This window comes from Microcystis sp. LE19-41.2A, assembly GCF_027530405.1.
GTDB classification, from domain to species: domain Bacteria; phylum Cyanobacteriota; class Cyanobacteriia; order Cyanobacteriales; family Microcystaceae; genus Microcystis; species Microcystis aeruginosa.
The window spans coordinates 1-22,084 of sequence record NZ_JAPZQJ010000387.1 but is presented as its reverse complement, the minus strand read 5'-3'; the positions used below and the strand labels follow the sequence as shown (position 1 = coordinate 22,084).

19 protein-coding genes, 1 pseudogene and 1 CRISPR repeat array are annotated in these 22,084 nt (G+C 41.4%); of the genes and pseudogenes, 19 read left to right on the top strand and 1 reads right to left on the bottom strand.

The features are described 5' to 3' along the window. Positions 1-76 precede the first annotated feature (76 nt). The 8 genes and pseudogenes from mntA (O9290_RS15805) to O9290_RS15770 form a co-directional block, all read left to right on the top strand. Positions 77-496 carry a type VII toxin-antitoxin system MntA family adenylyltransferase antitoxin gene (mntA, locus tag O9290_RS15805; RefSeq protein ID WP_288057547.1) on the top strand — a complete coding sequence of 140 codons (420 nt, stop codon included), beginning with the start codon at positions 77-79 and terminating at the stop codon, positions 494-496. A gap of 41 nt (positions 497-537) precedes the next feature. Further along, the gene (gene hepT / locus O9290_RS15800) at positions 538-936 is read left to right on the top strand and encodes a type VII toxin-antitoxin system HepT family RNase toxin (RefSeq protein WP_002791882.1); all 399 of its coding nucleotides are present in this window, start codon (positions 538-540) and stop codon (positions 934-936) included. Further along, positions 929-1,387 (top strand): type VII toxin-antitoxin system MntA family adenylyltransferase antitoxin, encoded by a 459-nt coding sequence (gene mntA / locus O9290_RS15795; protein ID WP_288057545.1) that lies wholly within the window; start codon positions 929-931, stop codon positions 1,385-1,387. Before hepT (O9290_RS15800) ends, mntA (O9290_RS15795) begins: the two co-directional genes overlap by 8 nt. 3 nt (positions 1,388-1,390) lie before the next feature. Beyond that, complete coding sequence (gene hepT / locus O9290_RS15790; protein WP_002778659.1) at positions 1,391-1,825, top strand: type VII toxin-antitoxin system HepT family RNase toxin; 435 nt, start codon at positions 1,391-1,393, stop codon at positions 1,823-1,825. Next, the gene (cas10d, locus tag O9290_RS15785) at positions 1,818-5,264 is read left to right on the top strand and encodes a type I-D CRISPR-associated protein Cas10d/Csc3 (RefSeq protein ID WP_288057543.1); all 3,447 of its coding nucleotides are present in this window, start codon (positions 1,818-1,820) and stop codon (positions 5,262-5,264) included. The genes hepT (O9290_RS15790) and cas10d overlap by 8 nt, the downstream gene beginning before the upstream one ends. 17 nt (positions 5,265-5,281) lie before the next feature. Further along, positions 5,282-6,283 carry a type I-D CRISPR-associated protein Cas7/Csc2 gene (gene cas7d / locus O9290_RS15780; RefSeq protein WP_288057542.1) on the top strand — a complete coding sequence of 334 codons (1,002 nt, stop codon included), beginning with the start codon at positions 5,282-5,284 and terminating at the stop codon, positions 6,281-6,283. A gap of 37 nt (positions 6,284-6,320) precedes the next feature. Continuing rightward, on the top strand, positions 6,321-6,995 hold the full coding sequence (cas5d, locus tag O9290_RS15775) for a type I-D CRISPR-associated protein Cas5/Csc1 (protein WP_012266047.1): 675 nt from the start codon (positions 6,321-6,323) through the stop codon (positions 6,993-6,995). A 9-nt stretch (positions 6,996-7,004) separates the two neighbouring features. Next, positions 7,005-7,079 (top strand): annotated as a pseudogene (locus O9290_RS15770) (Uma2 family endonuclease); the annotation flags it as partial. Between the two features lie 15 nt (positions 7,080-7,094). Here O9290_RS15770 and O9290_RS15765 read toward each other — a convergent pair. Then, entirely contained in the window at positions 7,095-7,952 is an 858-nt protein-coding gene (locus O9290_RS15765; protein WP_288057540.1) for a helix-turn-helix transcriptional regulator, read from the bottom strand. A 586-nt stretch (positions 7,953-8,538) separates the two neighbouring features. Between O9290_RS15765 and O9290_RS15760 the strand changes: the two genes are divergently transcribed. The 11 genes from O9290_RS15760 (at position 8,539) to cas2 (ending at position 19,750) form a co-directional block, all read left to right on the top strand. Next, positions 8,539-8,703, top strand: a complete 165-nt coding sequence (locus O9290_RS15760) for a hypothetical protein (protein ID WP_193958607.1) — start codon at positions 8,539-8,541, stop codon at positions 8,701-8,703. Positions 8,704-8,790: 87 nt separating this feature from the next. Further along, positions 8,791-11,322 (top strand): hypothetical protein, encoded by a 2,532-nt coding sequence (locus O9290_RS15755; protein ID WP_288057539.1) that lies wholly within the window; start codon positions 8,791-8,793, stop codon positions 11,320-11,322. Positions 11,323-11,324: 2 nt separating this feature from the next. Further along, positions 11,325-12,218, top strand: coding sequence for a hypothetical protein (locus O9290_RS15750; protein WP_012266052.1), 894 nt, complete (start codon positions 11,325-11,327; stop codon positions 12,216-12,218). 3 nt (positions 12,219-12,221) lie between these two features. Then, positions 12,222-13,046 (top strand): hypothetical protein, encoded by an 825-nt coding sequence (locus O9290_RS15745; protein ID WP_288057538.1) that lies wholly within the window; start codon positions 12,222-12,224, stop codon positions 13,044-13,046. After that, positions 13,039-15,762 (top strand): CRISPR-associated helicase Cas3', encoded by a 2,724-nt coding sequence (cas3, locus tag O9290_RS15740; protein WP_288057536.1) that lies wholly within the window; start codon positions 13,039-13,041, stop codon positions 15,760-15,762. Before O9290_RS15745 ends, cas3 begins: the two co-directional genes overlap by 8 nt. A gap of 47 nt (positions 15,763-15,809) precedes the next feature. Continuing rightward, positions 15,810-16,376, top strand: a complete 567-nt coding sequence (locus tag O9290_RS15735) for a Uma2 family endonuclease (protein WP_288057533.1) — start codon at positions 15,810-15,812, stop codon at positions 16,374-16,376. 83 nt (positions 16,377-16,459) lie between these two features. Next, positions 16,460-17,026 carry a Uma2 family endonuclease gene (locus tag O9290_RS15730; protein WP_190720998.1) on the top strand — a complete coding sequence of 189 codons (567 nt, stop codon included), beginning with the start codon at positions 16,460-16,462 and terminating at the stop codon, positions 17,024-17,026. Continuing rightward, positions 17,026-17,859 (top strand): CRISPR-associated endoribonuclease Cas6, encoded by an 834-nt coding sequence (gene cas6, locus O9290_RS15725; RefSeq protein ID WP_288057531.1) that lies wholly within the window; start codon positions 17,026-17,028, stop codon positions 17,857-17,859. Before O9290_RS15730 ends, cas6 begins: the two co-directional genes overlap by 1 nt. Positions 17,860-17,861: 2 nt before the next feature. Continuing rightward, entirely contained in the window at positions 17,862-18,455 is a 594-nt protein-coding gene (gene cas4 / locus O9290_RS15720) for a CRISPR-associated protein Cas4 (RefSeq protein ID WP_002778669.1), read from the top strand. 5 nt (positions 18,456-18,460) lie between these two features. Then, positions 18,461-19,465, top strand: coding sequence for a type I-D CRISPR-associated endonuclease Cas1d (cas1d, locus tag O9290_RS15715; protein ID WP_288057530.1), 1,005 nt, complete (start codon positions 18,461-18,463; stop codon positions 19,463-19,465). Positions 19,466-19,477: 12 nt separating this feature from the next. Beyond that, positions 19,478-19,750, top strand: coding sequence for a CRISPR-associated endonuclease Cas2 (gene cas2 / locus O9290_RS15710; RefSeq protein ID WP_002742874.1), 273 nt, complete (start codon positions 19,478-19,480; stop codon positions 19,748-19,750). A gap of 233 nt (positions 19,751-19,983) precedes the next feature. Continuing rightward, a CRISPR array of direct repeats spans positions 19,984-21,900; the repeat unit is 37 nt; unit sequence GTTCCAATTAATCTTAAACCCTACTAGGGATTGAAAC. Positions 21,901-22,084: the final 184 nt, after the last annotated feature.

Here is a 22,084-nt window from a genome sequence, read left to right as displayed (position 1 = left end):
AGACATAGACAGACGCTAGGGACATCGATCGATATATCCATCGGATTCTTGCCATTTTTTTTGATAGGGGCTAAATATGAATAGGCTAGTAGAAAAAATTACGGCTATTGTCGAAAAACTACCGAATTTAAAACTATTAATTCTCTTTGGTTCCAGAGCGCGTGGAGAGCATAGACCTGATAGCGATTGGGATTTCGCTGTTTTATACGAGGAAAGAAGTGATCAAAAGGATATTTCGAGTCTGTTGAAAATTTATACACTACTCGAACAAGCTTTAGAGATTCCCGAGGACAAAATTGATGTGATTGATTTAAAAGGATGTTCGCCGATCCTTGCTCATTATGTCGCGCGGGATGGTCAACTTCTATACGAACGGGAAACGGGACTATTCGAGGTATTTAAAGAAAAATTTCTCATGAATCCTGAAGAATCGAAAGCGTTATACCGTCAATTACGGAATAATCTAGAGATTTCTCTACGAGAAAAAGGAGTGTAAATGCTATTCAACCTCTGATTGCGATAGACGAATTAAACCTCATGAATCAATACCTCGCCGAACTTAGCGAGTACGGTTCGATCACCTTAGAGGATTATCGTACATTAAGAGAACGTCAATTAGCCATAGAAAGGTTAATTCAGCTTATCGTTCAAACTGGCATCGATATCAATTACCAGATTTTAAAATGTTTAGATATCGAGTCTCCGAATAATGCTCGCGACGCATTATTTCAAATCGTAGAACTGGGAATCTTAGAAGAACACCTAGCCGTTCAACTGGCCGAGTCTATTAAATTAAGAAACTTACTCGTACACTTATACAAGAAAATTGATCCCGATATTGTTCATTCCTCGATCGCTAATATTTTACGAGATTATCCACGCTACCAACGCTCGATCGTTCAATATCTAGATTCCTTGGAGGCAGAAAATGGTTAAAAATACGAAAGAATTGAAAATTATCAATACAATCAATAGAATAACCACGACTGTGGAAAAACTACCGAATTTAAAACTATTAATTCTCTTCGGTTCTAGAGCGCGCAGAGAGCATAAACCTGATAGCGATTGGGATTTGGCAATTTCATACGATGAAGCAAACAGACAAACACATATTAAGGAAATCAGTAATGATTACTTAACTTCTCTCTCTATCTTGAGTGAATTGTTTGAGATAAACCGTGATTTGATCGATCTAATTGAACTCGATCGCTGTTCTCCATTAATGAAGTATCAAGTCGCACGAGATGGAAAACTTATCTATGAAAAAAATACGGGAGACTTTTTAAAATTTCGTGTACGCGCTTGGAAAGAGTACGCCGATACCGCTAAATTCCGAAAGATTCAAAAAGACAGTATCGATCTTTGGCTCAAACAATGGGGAGTTTAAACGATGGAAAGGGAGATAGTCACCGTTAGAATTCGTTTGATGATCAAATATCTTAATCGATTACGGGGGTTCGAGAGCGTTACTCTATCAGAGTATTTGGACAATTTTGACTATCAACTTATGGTTGAGAGATTGATAGAATTATTGGTAGAGTCATCTTCCGATATTAATAGCTATCTTCTTTTACAATTACATAACGTAACTCCCGCTACCTATTACGATTCTTTTATAGAAGCTGGTAAAAATGGTTTAACTACCAGAGAACTAGCCGGGGAGTTGGCGAAATCATCAGGAATGCGAAATCGTTTAGTGCATCAATACGAGGCGATCGATAATGAACTTGTTTTTAAGGCGATTCCGATCGCTTTATCTCAATTTCCGCTTTATCTCAAACAAATTACCGACTATTTAGACTCTCTAGAGGTGAAAGATGCCTAAAAAACAAAAAAAATTAGAGGAAACGGGACAGTTAAATCTATTCGATAACACTACAGAAATTGACGATGAAGATCTGGATTTTGAGTTCGAGGATATTGATTTAGAATCTCTTTCTGGCGAAGATTTAGGAATTAGCGAATCGGTAAGCGATCGCCGAGTCGAAACCGTTCGCCAACTGCTAACCCTAAAACTCCTACGGGAGGCGATTCGAGCGGAAAACCCCGACGATCGAGTTATGGCAGATTTTGCCGAAATGGTATTACCCAATTTACTCCGATTAGCGATCGGTGTCACGGCAAAAGGAGGAAATTTCTTCGAGGAAATCGATCGCCGTCGGGAATTAGAGGGAAAAAGCAAAGTTCGACGGGATAACGCGGGCGATCAATCTCTCAATACTCATTTACTTAATGGATTATTTCCCGCTAATCTCATCGAAAAACGACTAGAAAAACTCAATACTACCGTTCGACGGGTAGTAAAGGAATGCGAGCGCAGGTTGGCGATCGCTGGGTTTATTCTCCACGATTTCGAGAAATTCCGCTACTCGCTTTTTCCCGCGATGCCGGCGAAATATATCGAGATTAACGAGGACTTCGATCGAGATATCCGCAAACTATCACGAGAGGAACATCGAGAGATTTTTCAAGTATTGGTTCCCGAATTAGGATTAGATCGCTTTTTATTTTCCGATCAACCAGAAAAATGGACTGAATATCTTGATGATTTGATATATATCGCTAAAAATGCCCAGCGTCGGAATGATACCGATCGAAATACCTCTGAAGATGGGTTAAATACTCGCTTAAACAATAGCGCTCTCGAAAGTTTAACCGATCTTGCCTGTCTAGCCGATCGCTTGGCTTCCATTATTAAACACCCCCACGATGCGGAAAAAGCCCCGTTACAAGACCTTTTATACAGCCTCAGCGATGGGGAACTAAAATTCACTTACCACAGTATCGCCGAAAACCGCGGGGTACTAACGAACGTACTTAATAACGCGGTGATGGAAGCACATCAAGAACTAGACTATCAGCCTTTACTTTACTTGCCTACGGGAGTTGTCTATATCGCCCCCAAAAACGCGCCAGAAGTGTCCCTAGAAACCTTACCGAATCGAGTGGTGGACACCATTAAATCCCTCTGTAGCGGCGAATTACAGCGTAAACAAACGGGATTCGGCCGAGATGGCAAGGGGATGAAATACGCAGATTACTACAGCCAATTTTTCGACGATGCTGGGTTAATGCGCGCTGCCCTCAACGCCACCCTTCGCATCCTCGGTGATAATAAAGCGTCCGTGGCCGGAAGTCGCGGCGAAAACCTGATTAAATTTCAACAACAGGGCGTTTTACCGACGGATTACGATTTTCATTGTGAAGATGATATCCGCATCGATCGCCTAGCGGAATTCGGGGACGTGGTGACGCGGAAAATCTGGGGCGATCGCCTGGAAAAAATCGAACAGGCGCGAAAATTGCAGAAAAACTTACCCGCACCGCCGGATTTAGATTTAATTAGCGAGATCGCGCATTATTGGAATCTAGAAAATTATCTGCCACAAATTCGAGCGATCAAGCGTATTAATGAATCGTTAAAAGAACTCAAACTGAAAGGCAATACGGGAGGGGTTCCCTACGAATGGTATTATCTAGCGGCGCAATACCTGAAACAGCATCCCGGAATCGAGGATATTAGACCGGTTGCAGAAGATTTAATCGCTTTTCTCGCCGCAAAAATCGCCGCCATAGTTGCGGGATATAACTTACCCGATGGTTGGGAGGATTTGCGAGAGTGGGTTAATCAAATGGTGCAGTTACCCGGTCGGGAATTGGCCCACTCGATCGAAATCTTCCAGAAAGAATTAAACCACTACAACGCCGCTAAAAAACAAGGTCGCGGCCGTCAACTTCTCTGTTCGATCTCCCATTCTCCCTATAGTGTCAGCGAACAGATGGAATCGGCGGTTCTTTTTACTCCCCAAGTCTATACTAATAAACAAATGCTGGCAGGCTCGAACGCCAAACGAAACATTTCCAGTATCGCGGGAACGGAAATGATGTTGCGTCAGATTCTTATGAATCAAACCCAAGCGGTAGGAAAACGTTTCGAGGACGGCAAATATCGCTATCTGTACTTTTACCCGACCTATTATTTTACTCCCGAAACCAATAGTTTTTTACAAAAAGCCTACGCTAACATCGCTCAAACTCGTTTTGATAGCTCGATAAAGTTGCACTTTGTCGATAAGGATCTAGTCGCTAACTTCGATCGAACCCGTTATCAGAGTGTCGATAGTTTCCTGATCGATGAAAAATTAAGGCAGAAAAAGGAAAGAATTAACGAGGAGGAAGATGGCAAAAAAGACCGCACTTTTAAACTATCCTATCCCGAAGATAAACCCCTAACCTTTTATTTTATGGCCCTACCTCCGGGCCGCGATCCCACCGATACGGAATCCTGGGTTATGCCAGCATGGTTAGGATTAGCTTTCCCGATGATTCTAGATGTCAAAACGGTGGTTTCTGAGTCTCCTATTCCTCCCTATCGCGACGGTGCGGAATTTGAAGAGACGGTATTTCTCGACAGTGCGCCCCAAGCGATCCGGTCTTTAACTCGACGCGATCGATTCCGTCTCGATCGAGTCTTGAACCCATGGCAAGATAATGACGGAAAAAAATATTCCGCCCCCTTAAATACCCTAACCGCAGCCTATTCTATTCATTTAGACGTGAACTCGAAGCAGGGTAAGACGGGTTATGATCCCAATTGGGGCAAATTAACGGAACTCGCTATCAATTTAGAAACCAGTCCTCTCTATGTTTTTCATTACCTTAAACAGTGGAAACGGGGCAAAGATGCCGATATACCGAGCGCTAATCGAATCGCTCTGTATCTCTACGATTTTTATCCTTGTTTCGATCCTTACGTTACAGAAGTTCACCGTTCTAATTTCACAATTAATATGGAAGAGCAATCCCCGTTAAATCACCCGAAAAAGTTAACCGAATTGTATCGTCAATTCTATCGAGCTAATAAACGATATAATCCGAAAGCAAACGCGGTTTTAAAACCGATAGATGTGGCCGCCGATACGATTCTCAAAGGAGGAATGTATCAGGGAGAAGCCCTAGTTTCTGTAGTAGCGGCGGAAGTGGCCAGCTTAATGAATCGGGTTCATGCTTCTACAGCAGAAGGTCGCTGGATTTTATCCGATCGAGAACAGGAAAGACAGAAAATATTGTCTTTTGCTCGTTATTTTGTGATCGATGTGTTCGAGGGTTCTTTTAATGGCGATCGAGCGCGTCTAGCTGGCAGACAATTAAACCTCATTCGCGATACCTGCGAATTTCTTTACCGTCTTGAACAGGACAGAGAAAATCAAGAGTTAAAAGCCCAGGGTCAATCTGTGGAAGAAGATTCTGAAAACAATAATTAATTCAAGGAGTACCTACCATGTCTTTACTGAAAACCCTCAATTCTAAATTCTTTCATAGCGAGATTCCCTACAAACCGATGGGAAAATACGTTCACTTTTTGACGATTCGAGTTACAGAATCTTATCCTTTATTTCAAACAGATGGAGACCTAAATAAAGCTCGTGTTCGTGCTGGAATTGATAGCAAAAAAACGATTAGTCGTTTATCGATGTTTAAACGGAAGCAATCAACTCCAGAACGCCTAGTAGGTCGAGAATTACTCAGAAACTACGGATTAATTACCGCCGAAGAATGTGAGTACAATGTAAAATTTGCCATGAATAACGCCGACTGTATTATTTATGGTTTTGCCATCGGTGATTCGGGTTCAGAAAAATCGAAAGTAGTAGTAGATACGGCTTTTTCGATCACACCCTTTGATGAATCCCATGAAAGTTTTACTTTGAACGCTCCCTACGAGAACGGCACTATGGCATCAAAGGGAGAAAATAACACAAAAGTAGGAGAAGTGACTAGCCGAATTAACCAACAAGATCACATTCGTCCGCAGGTGTTTTTCCCTAGTATTGTCACCCTAAAAGATCCGACAGAAGCAAGTTTTCTCTACGTTTTTAATAACATCCTGCGTACCCGTCACTACGGCGCGCAAACCACCCGGACGGGACGGGTAAGAAATGAGCTTATCGGTGTTATTTTTGCCGATGGGGAAATTGTTAGTAATTTGCGCTGGACACAGGCAATATATGATCGCCTTCCCGATGAAGTATTACACTCGATCGATCCCTTAGATGAGGATTTAGTTATGGAAAAAGCCACCGAAGCAATACAAGCATTAATGGCGGAAGAATTTATCGTTCATACCGATTTTATCGGGGAAAATTTTCAACCTTTATTAACTGAGGTGAAAACTCTCACGGGTACGGAAGCAGGAATTTTATCGATTCTAAATCAAGCAAATGAGGATTCAGAAAAATACTTTAAACAATATATCGAGAAAAAGAAAGCCGAGAAAAAATAGCTAATTTCGTCGGGTGGGTGTCGCCCACCCTATCATTATGGTACATATTTATTCCTGTCAATTAGAACTGCACGATAGTCTTTATTACGCAACCCGTGAAATCGGCAGACTCTACGAAAGCGAACCCGTAATCCATAATTACGCGCTCTGTTATGCTTTGGGATTGGTAAATAGCGATAGTTATCGTTACTTCTGTTCCGAACAGATTCCACAGTACCAAGAACATTTAAATCCTCTTAACGAAGAGAAAATTTATGTCACTCCCGCACGGGCGATCGTTCATACGGCGGTTCTCAATACTTGGAAATATGCCAATAATAACTATCATGTGGAGATGGAAAAAACCCAGAAAAATATTCCCAGTTTTGGCAGGGCAAAAGAAATCGCTCCCGAAAGTGTTTTTGAATGTTTTATCATTTCCCATCACCCCCTACAACTTCCTAAATGGATTCGTTTGGGAAAATGGATGAGTAAAGCGGAAGTAAAACTGACAGAACTTTCCCTATCAAAACAAAAAGAGGATTTATTTATTTATCCCTATCCTTTAAATCCTCTCGATGTTATGTTTACCCATCAGGTGATTGGCTACGATGTGATTAATATGCCTCCCGTTAGTTTGATTCGTAATGTGAGAATGCGCGGGGAATATTACCAAATAAGCGATCGCCCCGATCTCAAAATTCCCGCTCGATTGTCCTATCGCTTCGGTTGAAAATTGACCATGACTCTTATATCTTCTAAACCCCTGACTTTACCAGAATTTCTCTCGCTAACCGCTCCCGAGGGCGATATTACCGTCGCATCGCACATTTTACCCCGATTCGTACTGTTGACGAGATTTAAATAAAATTTGTTTGATCCGGTTGCGTAATGGCTCTGGTGTAAGTACAATACAGCGATCTCCGTAGGGTAAAATCTCCCGAATTAACCAAAAAGGACTAGAGACTTTACGGGTTATAATCCTTTTTCCGTTTACCTCTCGGTCGTCGATATCCCTTGTGTTCCTTTCATAGGCCTTCACGAGGTCTTTTTCTAATTGTAATTGTACTTCTATAAAATCGAGACTGTCTCGCCATGGTTCTTCGATCGGGATCAGGCTTTGAATACGGGAGAATTTAAGACAGCGATTGTGAACAAGTTCGGGAAAGTCTCGCTGATCTTCTTCTGGCAGGTCAACCGTTTCCTCACACCAGATCTCTAGATAGAATTCTTTTTCCCGAAACATGATCTCGGCAGAGCGAACGGTAAATTCTAGGGTCTGTCCCTGAGAATTTTTGTACATTACCCGAAAAGCTTGCCGGTCATGGATATAGCGCTCCACCGTGAGCCGCCAATCGCGATCGTACTGACTCACCTGTTCGGAAATCTCCCGACGCTCTTGAGGGGAGAGATTTCCCTTCTCTAAAAGAAAATTAGAAAGAGTCTGGGCCTGTTCGATGTTACCCGATCGCACCAGACGGTCGATCGCTTCCTTGATCGCTTCGACCCGCTTTGCCGAGAGGGTAAAAGGTTCACCGATCTCCAGTTCTCCTTCGGCGATGGCGGCGATTAGACCTGACGGACTAGGACTTTTCCCCCAAAAGATGTCAAAGCGTCGGGCGATCGCCTCTAGCTTCTCCTTCGTGCCGGGAGGGATTGACAGTGTAATTGTTTCTTTTTTGCGATTCACCTTGAAAATATACTTGTAGTTTTAGAATATTTGTGCTACAATACCTATATTGTAATGATAAATGAGATCAAAAAGCTATGGTAAGAGGAAATGAGGGGGATATACCACTGACGATGGTTCTGCGTCCGTGTAACCTTTTGTCGGGAACTCGGAAAATATTGATCAGCATGGTGTCACCGCCACATCGTTGTGGGGAGTTCAGGCGATCTAAAACGGCAGATATTTGGAGTGAACAAAAGGAGACAGAGTAGCATGGACAACCTCATAGACAAAGATCGCATATTGCCCTGTCTGGTTTCCATCCCTAATAGGGATTCGATGAAAAGGCTAAACAGTAGCCTCACGACTTGTCAGGTTTCAATCCCTCTTAGTATCAGGGGTTCAGTGATCGATCATCTTACCATGATATGCTTAAGAGAATGATTTGCTTTTCCTGCCTCAGACTTGTCAGGACGTAAACAGTGAGCTATATTAAAAGAAGCCGTTTTGGGGTCGGCTATCTATAGAAAAATTTATGTACTTGCATTATAGCAAAGCTGACCCCAGATGGATACCCACCTCAATCAAAATAAAATGGAGGTCAGTAATGCCTGCTTTTGACGAGATTTGCCAGCAAATCGAGCGTTGTCAAGACCAAATCGAGCGTTTTCCAGACCAATCGGAGCTTCTTCAGTGCCAAATCAAAGAACTGAGGCAGTCTCCAGTCTTGGATTCTGAAGGCGAAGTCAGAATTTTCGCTGATTTAACCTAGAATCCTGGCAATAACGCCTCTAGAGAGCGGAAGTAGGCACTTTTCAGCCTACTCCCTCAAGATAAGAAATCAAGGAAGGACAGCACTATGTCGATTAAACAACTTTCACTTTTCGAGAATGTTTCTCCAGAGCAAGATACAAAAGCGGTTACGACTTCGGAAGAGATTAGCGAACTTGAAATTACTATCTTATTGAGTGCTTTGACCGCAAATGCGATCGCTCAAACCGACTCGACATTGATTTCCGCTTTAGCTGACGATCCAAGAGCGATAGCGATCGCCAAAACTTTTGATCGTCCTAAATTGGTTAGACAGTTACGACTTTCTCAACCTCAAAAAGAAAGCGAGTTCATTAAACCCACGTTTCAAGGGAATCAAGTTTTTTATCGAGAACGAGAGATAGGTGAAATACAGCTTGTGTACAAATCACCGTCACCGGGAGAGCTACAAGCAAAATTAACTCATGAAAGCACGATTGATCGGTTTTTAGAGTTTTTGCAAAAAAAATATCAGATTGTTTCCCTGCATGAAAGTAATTACCATGTGCAGATTTTTATTCCACAAACTCAACAATCACATAATATAGAGGAGCTTTGGATAGAATTTATCACGAAAGTTATTTTTTCTATCTATGGTGATTTTCAATATCAGCTATCAGGATTAATGCAAACTTTTATCACAATGCTAAAAAGTGTTACCTTAGCGGGACGAGGTTTTAGCACCCTAGAAATTCCGATAATTACCAGAGATCAAGCCAAGGTGTTAGCGGCTTTTTATTTAGCTATTTTCGAGCAAGTAAAGGATCGCCAAGAGAAGCGTGAGACTGAGATCGTTCAACTTATTGAGAAAATTAAATCCGAAGAACTTAACTCGAAAGATTTAGAGTCCACTGAAAAGAAGCTAAAAAGCAAGCAGGAAATGCAAGCTAAAGAGTTTAATAAATATAGAGATTATTTTCAGAAAGTTTTGTCTAAATTATTAGATGAGCAACAATCTATTTATCATGAGATAAGAACCATTGATGAGCAATTGAAAAAAACTGGTTTGTCAAAAGCTCAAGTTAGCAAATTACAGAAGCAAAAGGATAAAATAGAGTCACAAATTATTTTTCAGGAAGGATCGATCGAGGAGAAGCAGAGATTTCTAGAAGAATCGGACGGAAATCCGTTTGAGTTTCTAAACAAACAAAAACAAACCGATCTATTGAAACCAATTCAGGCGATCACTAAATCTTTTAACAAAACGGCCACAGAACAAATTAACTCGACTCGTGGCGATATTTTCACTCAATGTATATTAGAGATGTATCGTTTGTTAGAAAATCCAAAACTCGAAACCATTCCAGAACCGCTTTTAACTATTAACCCAAAAATTTTAGCAGCAAGGACAGCGGGAGACGATGGTAAGGATTTTTGTTACTCTTGCGGAGTAACTTTAGATGCTAAAACTGCGCGATGGAGAGTAGCTAGATTTATGTTCGAGCGACCGTCTCAACGTCGTCAATCATCCTCTAGTGAAGATAGACCTTTCATTTGCTCTTCTTGTTCTGTATTATCGTTTGCCTCCCCCTTAAAAGTAACGGATGATAGTATTATGTTACGACTTGAATCTCAAGATGATAGAGGTGTAACGAAAGTTAAAATCAAAGACTACTTGCGAATGCTAACCAATAAAGAAGTACATTTATCTTCGGGTTGTTACATTGCCCTAACTTCTGAAAAAACAATCACAGGAGATACCGCTTCAAAAAAACTAGGACAGTTTCAATATGCTTTAGCAAAAGTTGCCTCGATTTTTCCCTTAGAGGTTATTAAAGATTTTAAATTTGTTCTTCAGCTTCAAAGAACAGAAAAAGTTTTAGTAAGCCGTCAATTAATATTTATTAAAGGTTTGATAGAAGGTTATGATCAATCAATTATCGTCAGTGGGAAAGATATTAACCTTAAACTAGGAGATGCGATTCGTTATGTACAACAAGATTCACCCTACTTAGCAGACTATACATTACTTAAAGCTTCCAGTATTTCTGACCGCTTATTATTGGAACGAGTTAGGGAACAATATTTGCAAACCATCATTCAAGATATTCGAGGAGAAGATATGACTATCGATTCACTTGGGAAACGCGCCAAATTATATGAAGACGTGGCCGCATTGACAGGATTAACTTACGCTTTTGCCCAATCTTTAGAAAGTACTGCTAAAAAATTAATGAAGCCAGAAGATGCAGAACGTGAGGTAAGTAAATTAATAGAAAAAGTAGATGATCCTGTTGCTTTTAGTTATTATGCGACATTAGGAGATGAAAAGAAAATTAGTGTTCAAGCAAGGCTATATCACAATCCTGACAATTACTTTATCTACGAACAAGCAAAAAAAATGCTAGAAAATAAGCTAGAAATCACTAATAGAGAAGAAGTTGATAATTCGGGTAAAAAATGGCTTGTTTTTTATGCTGACGACATCACCAAATCTTACGCTTATTTTGCCAATCCTGATCAAGTAGGTAATTATGCACAAGAAAAAGAGTGGAAGAATTTAACTTATAATCTCAAACTTTCTCTTTATACGCGGTTTCCTGAATTGGTTCGTAAACTTTCATCTAAAGGAGATAAATAACGATGGCTACCGAATCTAAAGTGACGACTGGACTACCTAAGACTGATGCTAATAAACCTAGATTGCATTTTGATATTTATGCCATTCTCGAAGGCTCTCAAGAGCTTTACCTAGGACATGAAGTACAGGTTAATGTTAACTTAGTTGAAATCGTTAAACTGAGTACAAAAGATGGTAAAGAAATTGAAAAATGTTATATTTCTCCGACCAAACGGCGAGGAGTTGAACGACGTTGTTTACTATGGTCTCCTGTGAAAAGTGGAGAGCTGCTAGGAGATAAACAAAACTGCGGAATCCCGAAAACCTGTGCTGAACCCACTTGTCCGATTTGTGCTACATTTGGCGCACTCGATCCAGGAAAACGGACTTTAATCGGTCGGGTAACTCATGGTGGAGGTGTTGCCATACAAGAGATTTACCCGGTCGAAAAACAACGAGCAATGCACCCCGCTTTATTGGTCAATCGCAATGATGAAACTCCCACACCTTTTAGACGAGAATACAATCAACCCGGCATTCTCTATCCCGTTTATAACCACGCTCTGAGTATCACCGATCAAGACTTTTCAGCTGTCGCTTATGCTTTCTTAGATTCATTACCTCGCATAGGTTCAGGAAATCCGAAAGGAATTGCTATCGCGGAAACGGACGATCGTACCCCGCTTCTGGTTTTGGATAGATATTTATCTCCTAGAGGGAAGCGTCCAATCGTTTCTCCCTCGGAAACCGACCCGCAAAAGGCGATCAATGATTTCCTTTATTTGGCACTGTATCCTGAAACTAATTTCACTAATCATATTCAAGAAGCGCACTTCGATCGCTGGATAGGCAATGAAGCGTTAGCCAAATTGCAAGAATACTCCGCAATATTCGTCGATACAGTTTTACAAGCATAAATCATGTATTGCCTGACCTTTAAGATTATCCCAACGGCGGCGATGACATTTCGCATACTGCCTGGATCGATTCTCAATATCGCCACCTATCCCTTCGTCCCACCGACTACTTTTTCTGGGTTTCTCCGACGGATAGTAATGTTAAGCGAGGGATTAGATATCCCTGAAACCAGCATTAACAAGGAAAATCCGCCTTATTTCACCCTACCTCGTCAGTATATAGCGTTAGGAGCCTATCCAGTCCTAGATAAATGGTCTGGAGTCCATCGTACTCATCGCAAAGGAACTCGATCGTTTAACCATGATGTTTTTTCTAGACTATACATTGATGGCGATCGAGAAAACTTTCAGTTACACACTTGGGAATATTTTATCGCTGAGGAGTTAATCGGCTATGTTGTAAGCGAATCTAAGTCCAGTCTAGAGGCATTTTCTAGCCTACAAGGAGTCGGATGTAAAATTGGTAAGGAAGGATTTGCGGTGATTGACGAGGTATCTGAATCTATACGACTCCAAAGAAAGATTCTTTCCGCTCACCCGTCAACTGTTGTTCCCATGGAAGCTTTAATACAGCGAAATCCTTGTATCAATCGTTGTGATATTTATAATCTCTATCGTCATGAATGGTCAGCAGATCAGACTCAAGATGAGGATAAGGGATTGTTTGACACAGAGCGATCGCCTATTAATGGTTTTATCCCCTTTGTTGCCGCTTACTATCCCGAAAAAGCCAATCCTTTACCCACTTTAGATTTCTATACGGATGGAAATCTTCAGATTCCTGTAGCACTCGTGGAACTTTTACAAGGAGAATCAATTAATGTCTAAATCTAACCCTCAACCTTTTTTCAAATTCGGCCGCGTGTTTTTTTCAGGCGAACCTACAATTGCCCCTGATAAAATTCTTTTTCAACCCCTGGGTAATCATGTAGGTAATGTTAGACAATTAGCCAGAAAATGGCAAGATGACAACTTTTCTCTAGAACGAGTTATTGAAGGAATCAATTTACACGACAAAGCTAAACCACAAACCTTCAAAATTCGCGTTGAAACTAATAAACGGGGAGAGTTTACAAAATATACTTATTCATTTAAAGGGCATCGATTTAAAGTAGATGAACCACAAAATCTTTGGGTGCAGGCTCTAGCGAGAGGACATCATGACTATTCAACTAAGGAAATTATCAAGGATACCTATCAATTAAAAAAAGATCCTAAATATCAGAAGATTTTCTCTAAAGACCCCTTACAATACGCCAAAGAACTTTATATTTTGGAAATGTGCGATCAAATTGAAGCGGAATTAGCTTGTCGTGTCATTGGAGACGACGAACAGGCAAAATCTCGCACATTTATGGATTTTACAATAACTAAAGGTACATCCGAAGATAGCAACCACCGTGTTTTTTATCTCGATCCTTATCCTTTTAGAGAACCAACTATCACTTTAAATTTTCGTTCGTGGACCTATAACTTGTCAGACGAGGATAAAAATCAACTCCAACAATTACACGAAAACGGAAAAGATAAGGAATTAGGAGGTAAATTGAATACTCTTGTTAAAGAGTGGTGGAAAAAAAGCGAACATACAATCAGTGAAGATAGAGCAATTACTGCCATTATCAAACCTGATAATTCAAACACTTATTCCCCATCAGAAAAATCAGAAAATGCAATTTTGTGGTGGTATAGAGAATTAGCGAATTTTCAACCTAATCCAATGCAGGAGGAAGTGTTTCAAACGATTGTTAAAAACAAACATCCAGCTTTTATACTTAAAGCTCCTACAGGAGTAGGAAAATTTGAAGCGATTATTATTCCCTTTTTAGCTATGCTATCTACAAAAGAAGATAGACCTCGCCTGATTATACCCCTACCTGCACGAAGTTTGTTAGAAGATCAAAAACAGAGATGCGAGAAATATTTAAAACAATTTTCACTCCTACACAAAGGACGTGAAGTGTCTTTGGTGATAGATACAGGAACCGAAATGAATCGATATGTTTATCTAGATGGAGAAGTTAAATCTAGCAATAATTCTCGAAGACATTTATACAAAGGAGATATTATTTTAACAACAATTGATAAATTTATATATCGATACTTTGGCTATGGTGATAAGCAAAAATCATTCATCTTTCCCTATCGAATTCACCATGGTAATACACTGATTTGTTTTGATGAAGCTCATACCTATGATGATATTTCGTTTACTAACTTTTGCAGTTTGGTTAAAGCTTTGTATGAAGCAGGACGCTCGCTTGTTTTAATGACGGCAACTTTATCACAAAATCATCTGGAAAGATTCGATTATCTTGCGGATAACATGATCGATTATATTGATGTTCAGGACAATCTAGAGAAGCTAAATAATTTTTATCAGCAAATTTTGAAGCAAGACTATTCTAATTTAAAACAGTTTGAATGGGTTGATGATATTGTTTATGATGTAAAAGAGCCAACAAATTTACAACAAAAGTTGACCTCAATAGCACTTGAAGAATGGAACTCTACCCCAAGCCATCGTATCATCGTTTCTGTAGAAACTGTTAAAGATGCGATAGCAATTTATGAAAAAATAAAACAGAAATTAAACATTAAATCTTCAGAACAAAATGAATTTTTATTTCTCTACCATGGTCGTTTGTCAGATATTCCCAAAACTTCCCATTATTCTCGCACCAATCTTTATAAAAGATTAAAAGAGAGAGATGAAAATGACCAAGCTTATATTCTGGTCACTACCAGTGCGATCGAAGTTGGTTGTGATTTAAATAGTACCCGTTTGATTACTCAACTGTGTAACCCAGAAAGTTTAATTCAACGAGCGGGACGTTGCAATCGTAAAGGTAATGTTGAAGATGCAAAAATCATTGTTATTGGCAATAATATTCCTGAATTTATTAATACTTTAAGCGAGGCAGAGCTAGAGGATTATAAAATAATTCTTAAGGGTTTGCACGCTCGAAACTTTGATCCGAAAGCGATCATGAATTGTGTTTCTACAAAACAGAAAATTGATGATTATCGAGTTGTTGAGCTTTTTTCCCTGTTGCAAGACTATGTTTATAATGCCGATCTCACTTGTCAATCTGCTCATGAAAAAGGATTAGTAATCACCCGTAGCTGGACTCCATCCGTTACCTTGGTATATGATGACGGTAAGCAGGGTGATAGTTTAGAAAAAATTGTCAAAGAATCTCCTCAAATTCAAGTCCCCATTGATCGTTTAATCAATAATGAAGGAAATTACACAAATCAATACGCTAATGTGTCTGTGTACGAATGGATTTACGACAAGGAAGAAACTCGATATAAGTTAGAACCTTTAAAATATTGGGGATGTGCATACAGTAAAGACATGGTGATCAAAGTCTGTGCAGTTCAGGAGGGAGCCATATATGATCATGAATTAGGGTTTAAAGACTTGCCTAGAGTTTTTATTAAATGCAGATCAAATGGCTATCAAGAAAGACTTCGGTATAACCCCACAAAGGATAGATCAGTAGTTATTAACTACACTAAGGCTCTAACACAAGATTGATTTTTATCTGGCGCGGGATATGTTCACTACACTAGAAACTATATACCATGACTCTTATCTCTTCTAAATCCCTCACTTTACGGGAATTTTTCTCGCTAACCGATCCCGATGGCGATATTACCTATGAATTAGTCGATGGAGAAGCTATCCAGAAAATGTCACCGAAATTCTTTCATTCTCGTTTAACTCTGGCTTTATCTTCTATACTCGATCGCTGGAATCAAGGACGGGGAGAAGTGGGAATCGAATGGGCGATCATTCTCAGCAAAAACGATCGAGATTGGTGTCCGGTTCCCGATCTTCTCTACATTTCCCCGGAAAGGTTAGGAGATATTCCCCTCACCGATGAAGCTTGTCCCGTTCCCCCGGAATTAGTCATCGAAATTATCTCTCCGGAACAATCCTTCAGCAGCCTGAGCGAAAAAGCCGTGGACTACCTAAAAGCGGGAGTCAGTCGCGTCTGGATCGTCGATCCCCGGGCCAAGCAGATCACAATTTTCTATCCCGACGCACCCCCGGCGATTAAAAAAGGCGATGACGAGATGAGCGATATTCTCCTCCCCGATTTAACCCTAACCCCCAGACAAATTTTTGCCAAGGCCCGATTAAGTTAATGCCCTACAGTCTCGTTATAAGCGATCGCCCCGATCTGAAAATTCCCGCTCGATTGTCCTATCACTTCGGTTGAAAATTGACCATGACTCTTATCTCTTCTAAACCCCTCACTTTACCAGAATTTCTCTCGCTAACCGATCCCGAGGGCGATATTACCTATGAATTAGTCGATGGAGAAGCGATCGCAAAAATGTCACCGAAATTCTTTCATTCTCGTTTAACTGGTGCTTTATTTCTCGTACTCGATCGCTGGAATCAAGGACGGGGAGAAGTGGGAATCGAATGGGCGATCATTCTCAGCAAAAACGATCGAGATTGGTGTCCGGTTCCCGATCTTCTCTACATTTCCCCGCAAAGGTTAGGAGATATTCCCCTCACCGATGAAGCTTGTCCCGTTCCCCCGGAATTAGTCATCGAAATTATCTCTCCGGAACAATCTTTCAGCAGCCTGAGCGAAAAAGCCGTGGACTACCTAAAAGCGGGAGTCAGTCGCGTCTGGATCGTCGATCCCCGGGCCAAGCAGATCACAATTTTCTATCCCGACGCACCCCCGGCGATTAAAAAAGGCGATGACGAAATTAGCGATATTCTCCTCCCCGATTTAACCCTAACCCCCAGACAAATTTTTGCCAAGGCCCGATTAAGTTAATGCCCTACAGTCTCGTTCTCAATCTCACACCCCGATCGCCGATCTATCCGAATTTTCTCACCGGACGACACCTTCACGCGCTATTCCTTACCCTTGTCAGTAGTGTTGATCAGGAATTAGGGAAAATTCTACACGCAGCCGAGGCAGATAAAGCTTTTACCTTATCGCCACTACAGATGCAATCCGGGGGAAAAACGATAAATTCCCCGCAGTGGCGACACGAACGGCCAATCGCCCCCGAAACTCCCTGCTGGTGGCGGATTTCTCTGCTCGATGACCGATTATTCGGTAAATTAACCTCGCTCTGGTTGAATCTCAATCCAAAACACCCCTGGCATCTCGGTTCCGCCGATCTGGTTATCACCAGCGTCCTCGCTACCCCGCAATCGGTTCAACCCTGGGCGAACTCTTGTACTTATCAATACCTGTATGAAAACGCCTCGGAAACGAATCGGGAATTTGATTTCCTTTTCGCCACCCCCGTCACCTTCCGGCAGGGAAAATTCGATAGTGCCTTACCGACGCGGGAACTGGTGTTTAATAGCCTTCTCGGTCGTTGGAATCGCTATAGCGGTATCCCCTTCGATTCTATTGCCCTAGAGTCGATTTTCCCTAGTTTCTTCGATATTCAAACGAAATTAGCCGATGAAGCCTATAAAAACCAGTCGTTCGGTTGTGTGGGCGAGATTCACTATCGTCTTTTGGGAGAGGTGGAACCCGCAAAGATTAAAGCGATTAATGTACTGGCGGATTTTGCCCTCTACGCGGGAGTGGGACGGAAAACCACCATGGGAATGGGGATGACTCGCAGAATTGCTAAGGAGAAAAGATAGCCATGGATGAATCTGATTACATACCGATCGCCGCTCTCAACCATTACGCCTACTGTCCCCACCGTTGTTGGAGAATGTTCGTCGCCGGGGAATTTCTCGATAATAGCTACACGATCGAGGGAACAAATTTACACGAGCGAGTTCACACCGTCGGGGCGGCAAACCGGGAGGAAATATGGCAAATACGGGCGATCTGGCTTAAATCAGATAATTACCGTCTCATCGGTAAAGCCGATCTGATCGAGTCCCACGACGGCGAATTTATCCCCGTGGAATACAAACGGGGCAGTAAAGGCGAATGGGATAACGACGAGTTGCAGGTGTGCGCTCAAGCCATCTGTTTGGAAGAAATGACTGGAAAAAGGCTAGATACCGGCTATATCTACTATGCCAGTTCTCACCAGCGTCAACCGGTGGCGATCGATCTTGCTTTACGGCAACGGGCGATCGCTACGATCCGAGCAGTTGAAACCCTGATCCAGACGGGAAAAATGCCCCCGGCGGTCTATTCACCCCGCTGCAAGGGATGCAGTTTGTTCGATCGCTGCTTGCCCCGATTAACTGAAAAAGTCCAACGATATCGAGAGGAAGACTAAAAAATATGGGAACGGTATATGTGACGAGAGAAGACGCATTTCTCGGCAAAAATGACGAGCGTTTAACGGTTAAAGCATCCAAAGAAACGATCCTCGATGTACCTCTATTGAACGTGGAAGGAGTGGTGATTTTCGGACGGGGTTCAGTTTCTCCCGCATTGGTGATCGAATTGTTGGAACGTCATATTCCGCTCAGTTTCGTCACATCCACCGGACGCTATCTCGGTAGATTGGAACCGGAGATGACCAAAAATATTTTCGTTCGTCGAGCGCAATGGCAGGCCGCCGGCGATTCTCCGAAAGCCATTCAATTAGTGCGGGGATTCGTCCGCGGCAAGCTGAAGAATTACCGCAACATTCTGCTCCGTCGTCAACGCGATCGAAAAGAGTTGGATTTACAAACTGCGATCGCTTGTCTGGAAGCAGCGATCGGCTCGATCGCAACAACCTCGGCGATCGATTCTCTCCGGGGGTTAGAGGGAGCGGGAAGCGCAGCCTATTTCAGTTGTTTTGATTCCTTAATTCTCGGTGATACTTTTACCTTTGCCTCGCGTAACCGTCGCCCCCCGCGAGATCCGGTCAATTCTCTTTTGAGTCTGGGTTATGCGTTATTGCGCCATGACGTGCAGAGTGCGATCAATTTGGTCGGTTTTGACCCCTATCTCGGTTATCTTCACTATCAACGCTACGGTCGCCCCTCGCTGGCACTAGATCTGATGGAAGAATTTAGAGCGATCGTCGTTGATGCCGTGGTTCTCAATGGGGTCAATCATCCTTATCTTACCCCCGAACATTTCACCACCGAACCCTTAAGCGGTGCGGTTTCCTTGACGAGAGAAGGTTTACAGATTTTCCTGCGCTTGTACGAACAGAAGAAACAATCGAAGTTTAAGCATCCAGTAATGGGTAAACAGTGTACTTATCAAGAAGCTTTCGAGATTCAGGCCCGACTAATGGCGAAATATCTGATGGATGAGACGGATAAGTATCCACCCTTGATTTTAAAGTAGATAGAGGCGGTCATGTATTTTGTTGTCAGTTACGACATTTCCGATGATAAGCGACGAACCAAAATTCACAATACGTTAAAGTCCTACGGCCAACGGGTGCAGTATAGTGTTTTTGAGTGCGATCTAACCGATACCCAGTACGCTAAGCTGCGCGGGCGCTTGAGTAAGTTGATCAAACCCGATACCGATAGCATCCGCTTTTATTTTCTCTGCGCCTGTTGTCGGGGTAAAGTGGAACGTATCGGTGGTGAGTTACCCCGGGATAATACAATTTTTTTTGTTTAGCTCGGTTGCGCTTCCGGGTAGCTGTAAAAATCCTTAACTATTATCTGGTGGCTGAAAAGCTTATGCAATATAGATTCGAGATGATTTTCCTTTCCAACGCGGGGCGCACCTTATCCCGTAAGGTTTTGCGGGTTCTTGAAGAAGTGGGTCACTTGCTGTACAATGGGTTTATTGCGGGTGCGGCGCAACGGAACCTTGAAAATCCCATAGCGTACGGCTTTTACCACTGGGCGGTTCCAATTAATCTTAAACCCTACTAGGGATTGAAACATAGCTAACACTTTCTACTGGATTTTGAGGCTTGGTTCCAATTAATCTTAAACCCTACTAGGGATTGAAACCATCTACTGCAACAGGAAAATAAGCAACTGAAAAGCAATCAGTTCCAATTAATCTTAAACCCTACTAGGGATTGAAACACGGTAACTATCGGATAGTATTTGAAATAAAATAGTTCCAATTAATCTTAAACCCTACTAGGGATTGAAACCCTGCTAGAGCTACTAGAAATGAAGAAATGATCCGGTTCCAATTAATCTTAAACCCTACTAGGGATTGAAACGTAAAATCTCCCTGAATAAAAAACTCCTCATCCCGTTCCAATTAATCTTAAACCCTACTAGGGATTGAAACTGCCAATCAAGATACCCTGCAAAACGTTTCAGTCCGTGTTCCAATTAATCTTAAACCCTACTAGGGATTGAAACATTGACATCCATAAACCACTCTTGCCAGCTATCAGGTTCCAATTAATCTTAAACCCTACTAGGGATTGAAACCGTTATGGGTGGCAACCAAACGATGGACTTGTACAGTTCCAATTAATCTTAAACCCTACTAGGGATTGAAACTTTCGTAAGCCGCTTCTATAGCTTCATTAATCCAAGTTCCAATTAATCTTAAACCCTACTAGGGATTGAAACATTCTTTACCTAAAATTTGGAGGATTAATGATAACAGTTCCAATTAATCTTAAACCCTACTAGGGATTGAATCGGACATTATTTCACCGTAGCTACCCCGTGGCTCGGGTTCCAATTAATCTTAAACCCTACTAGGGATTGAAACAATCCTTTTCGATTGTTACAGGTGGTAAGCATCAAAGGTTCCAATTAATCTTAAACCCTACTAGGGATTGAAACTCCCCCACAACTCTAAGGGTGCTAGATATTCCCCTTGGTTCCAATTAATCTTAAACCCTACTAGGGATTGAAACTGATTATGGAAAAAATCGAAAAAACTGTATTAGATGGTTCCAATTAATCTTAAACCCTACTAGGGATTGAAACATTGGCTTGATACGAGGGGAGTTGAAGGAATGTTGTTCCAATTAATCTTAAACCCTACTAGGGATTGAAACGTCTTTGGTCAGTTGGGCGACTTGACACTCAAGCGTTCCAATTAATCTTAAACCCTACTAGGGATTGAAACCATAAGTACCCCTCTATTATCGGAATACCGCTTAGGTTCCAATTAATCTTAAACCCTACTAGGGATTGAAACCTTTTTTAAGGTAGTAAATCGGTTTACCCTGTTCCAATTAATCTTAAACCCTACTAGGGATTGAAACTTATTAGGAAAGCTGCCCCAGGAACCGCCCCGCATCACGTTCCAATTAATCTTAAACCCTACTAGGGATTGAAACATCAGTCCATTAAACAAGCGAGCAAAAAAATGAAAGTTCCAATTAATCTTAAACCCTACTAGGGATTGAAACCGTGGATCCCCTGGATTGTCAGGAGAAGGAAGTGCTTGTTCCAATTAATCTTAAACCCTACTAGGGATTGAAACGATACTCCCGTGACTAAAAAAGACGAGTTTTGCAAAAAAGTTCCAATTAATCTTAAACCCTACTAGGGATTGAAACAACTTTTTTGTAGAGAGTAATTTCTGTCCCTAGAGTTCCAATTAATCTTAAACCCTACTAGGGATTGAAACGTCTGTTTACCATTCTTAAGATTGGGAAAATTGGTTCCAATTAATCTTAAACCCTACTAGGGATTGAAACCAATTTCTCTAGCTAAATAGCCAATGTGAAAAGAGTTCCAATTAATCTTAAACCCTACTAGGGATTGAAACATTCCTTGCTTTTTGCAAGACAGATGTTTTTATCGTTCCAATTAATCTTAAACCCTACTAGGGATTGAAACAATTGTTATTCTCCTTACTCTGATAATCTTAGTATCGTTCCAATGGCTCTTCGGTTTGTGTTATGCAATGGACGGGGGTTATAAGGGATGGAACCCTTATAGAGAAAGGCATTTAGCGATTTTTGTCAATTGTTTTTGCTCTAGAGCGAACTAATCAATTAAGTCTCTTGCCAGATAAGGATTT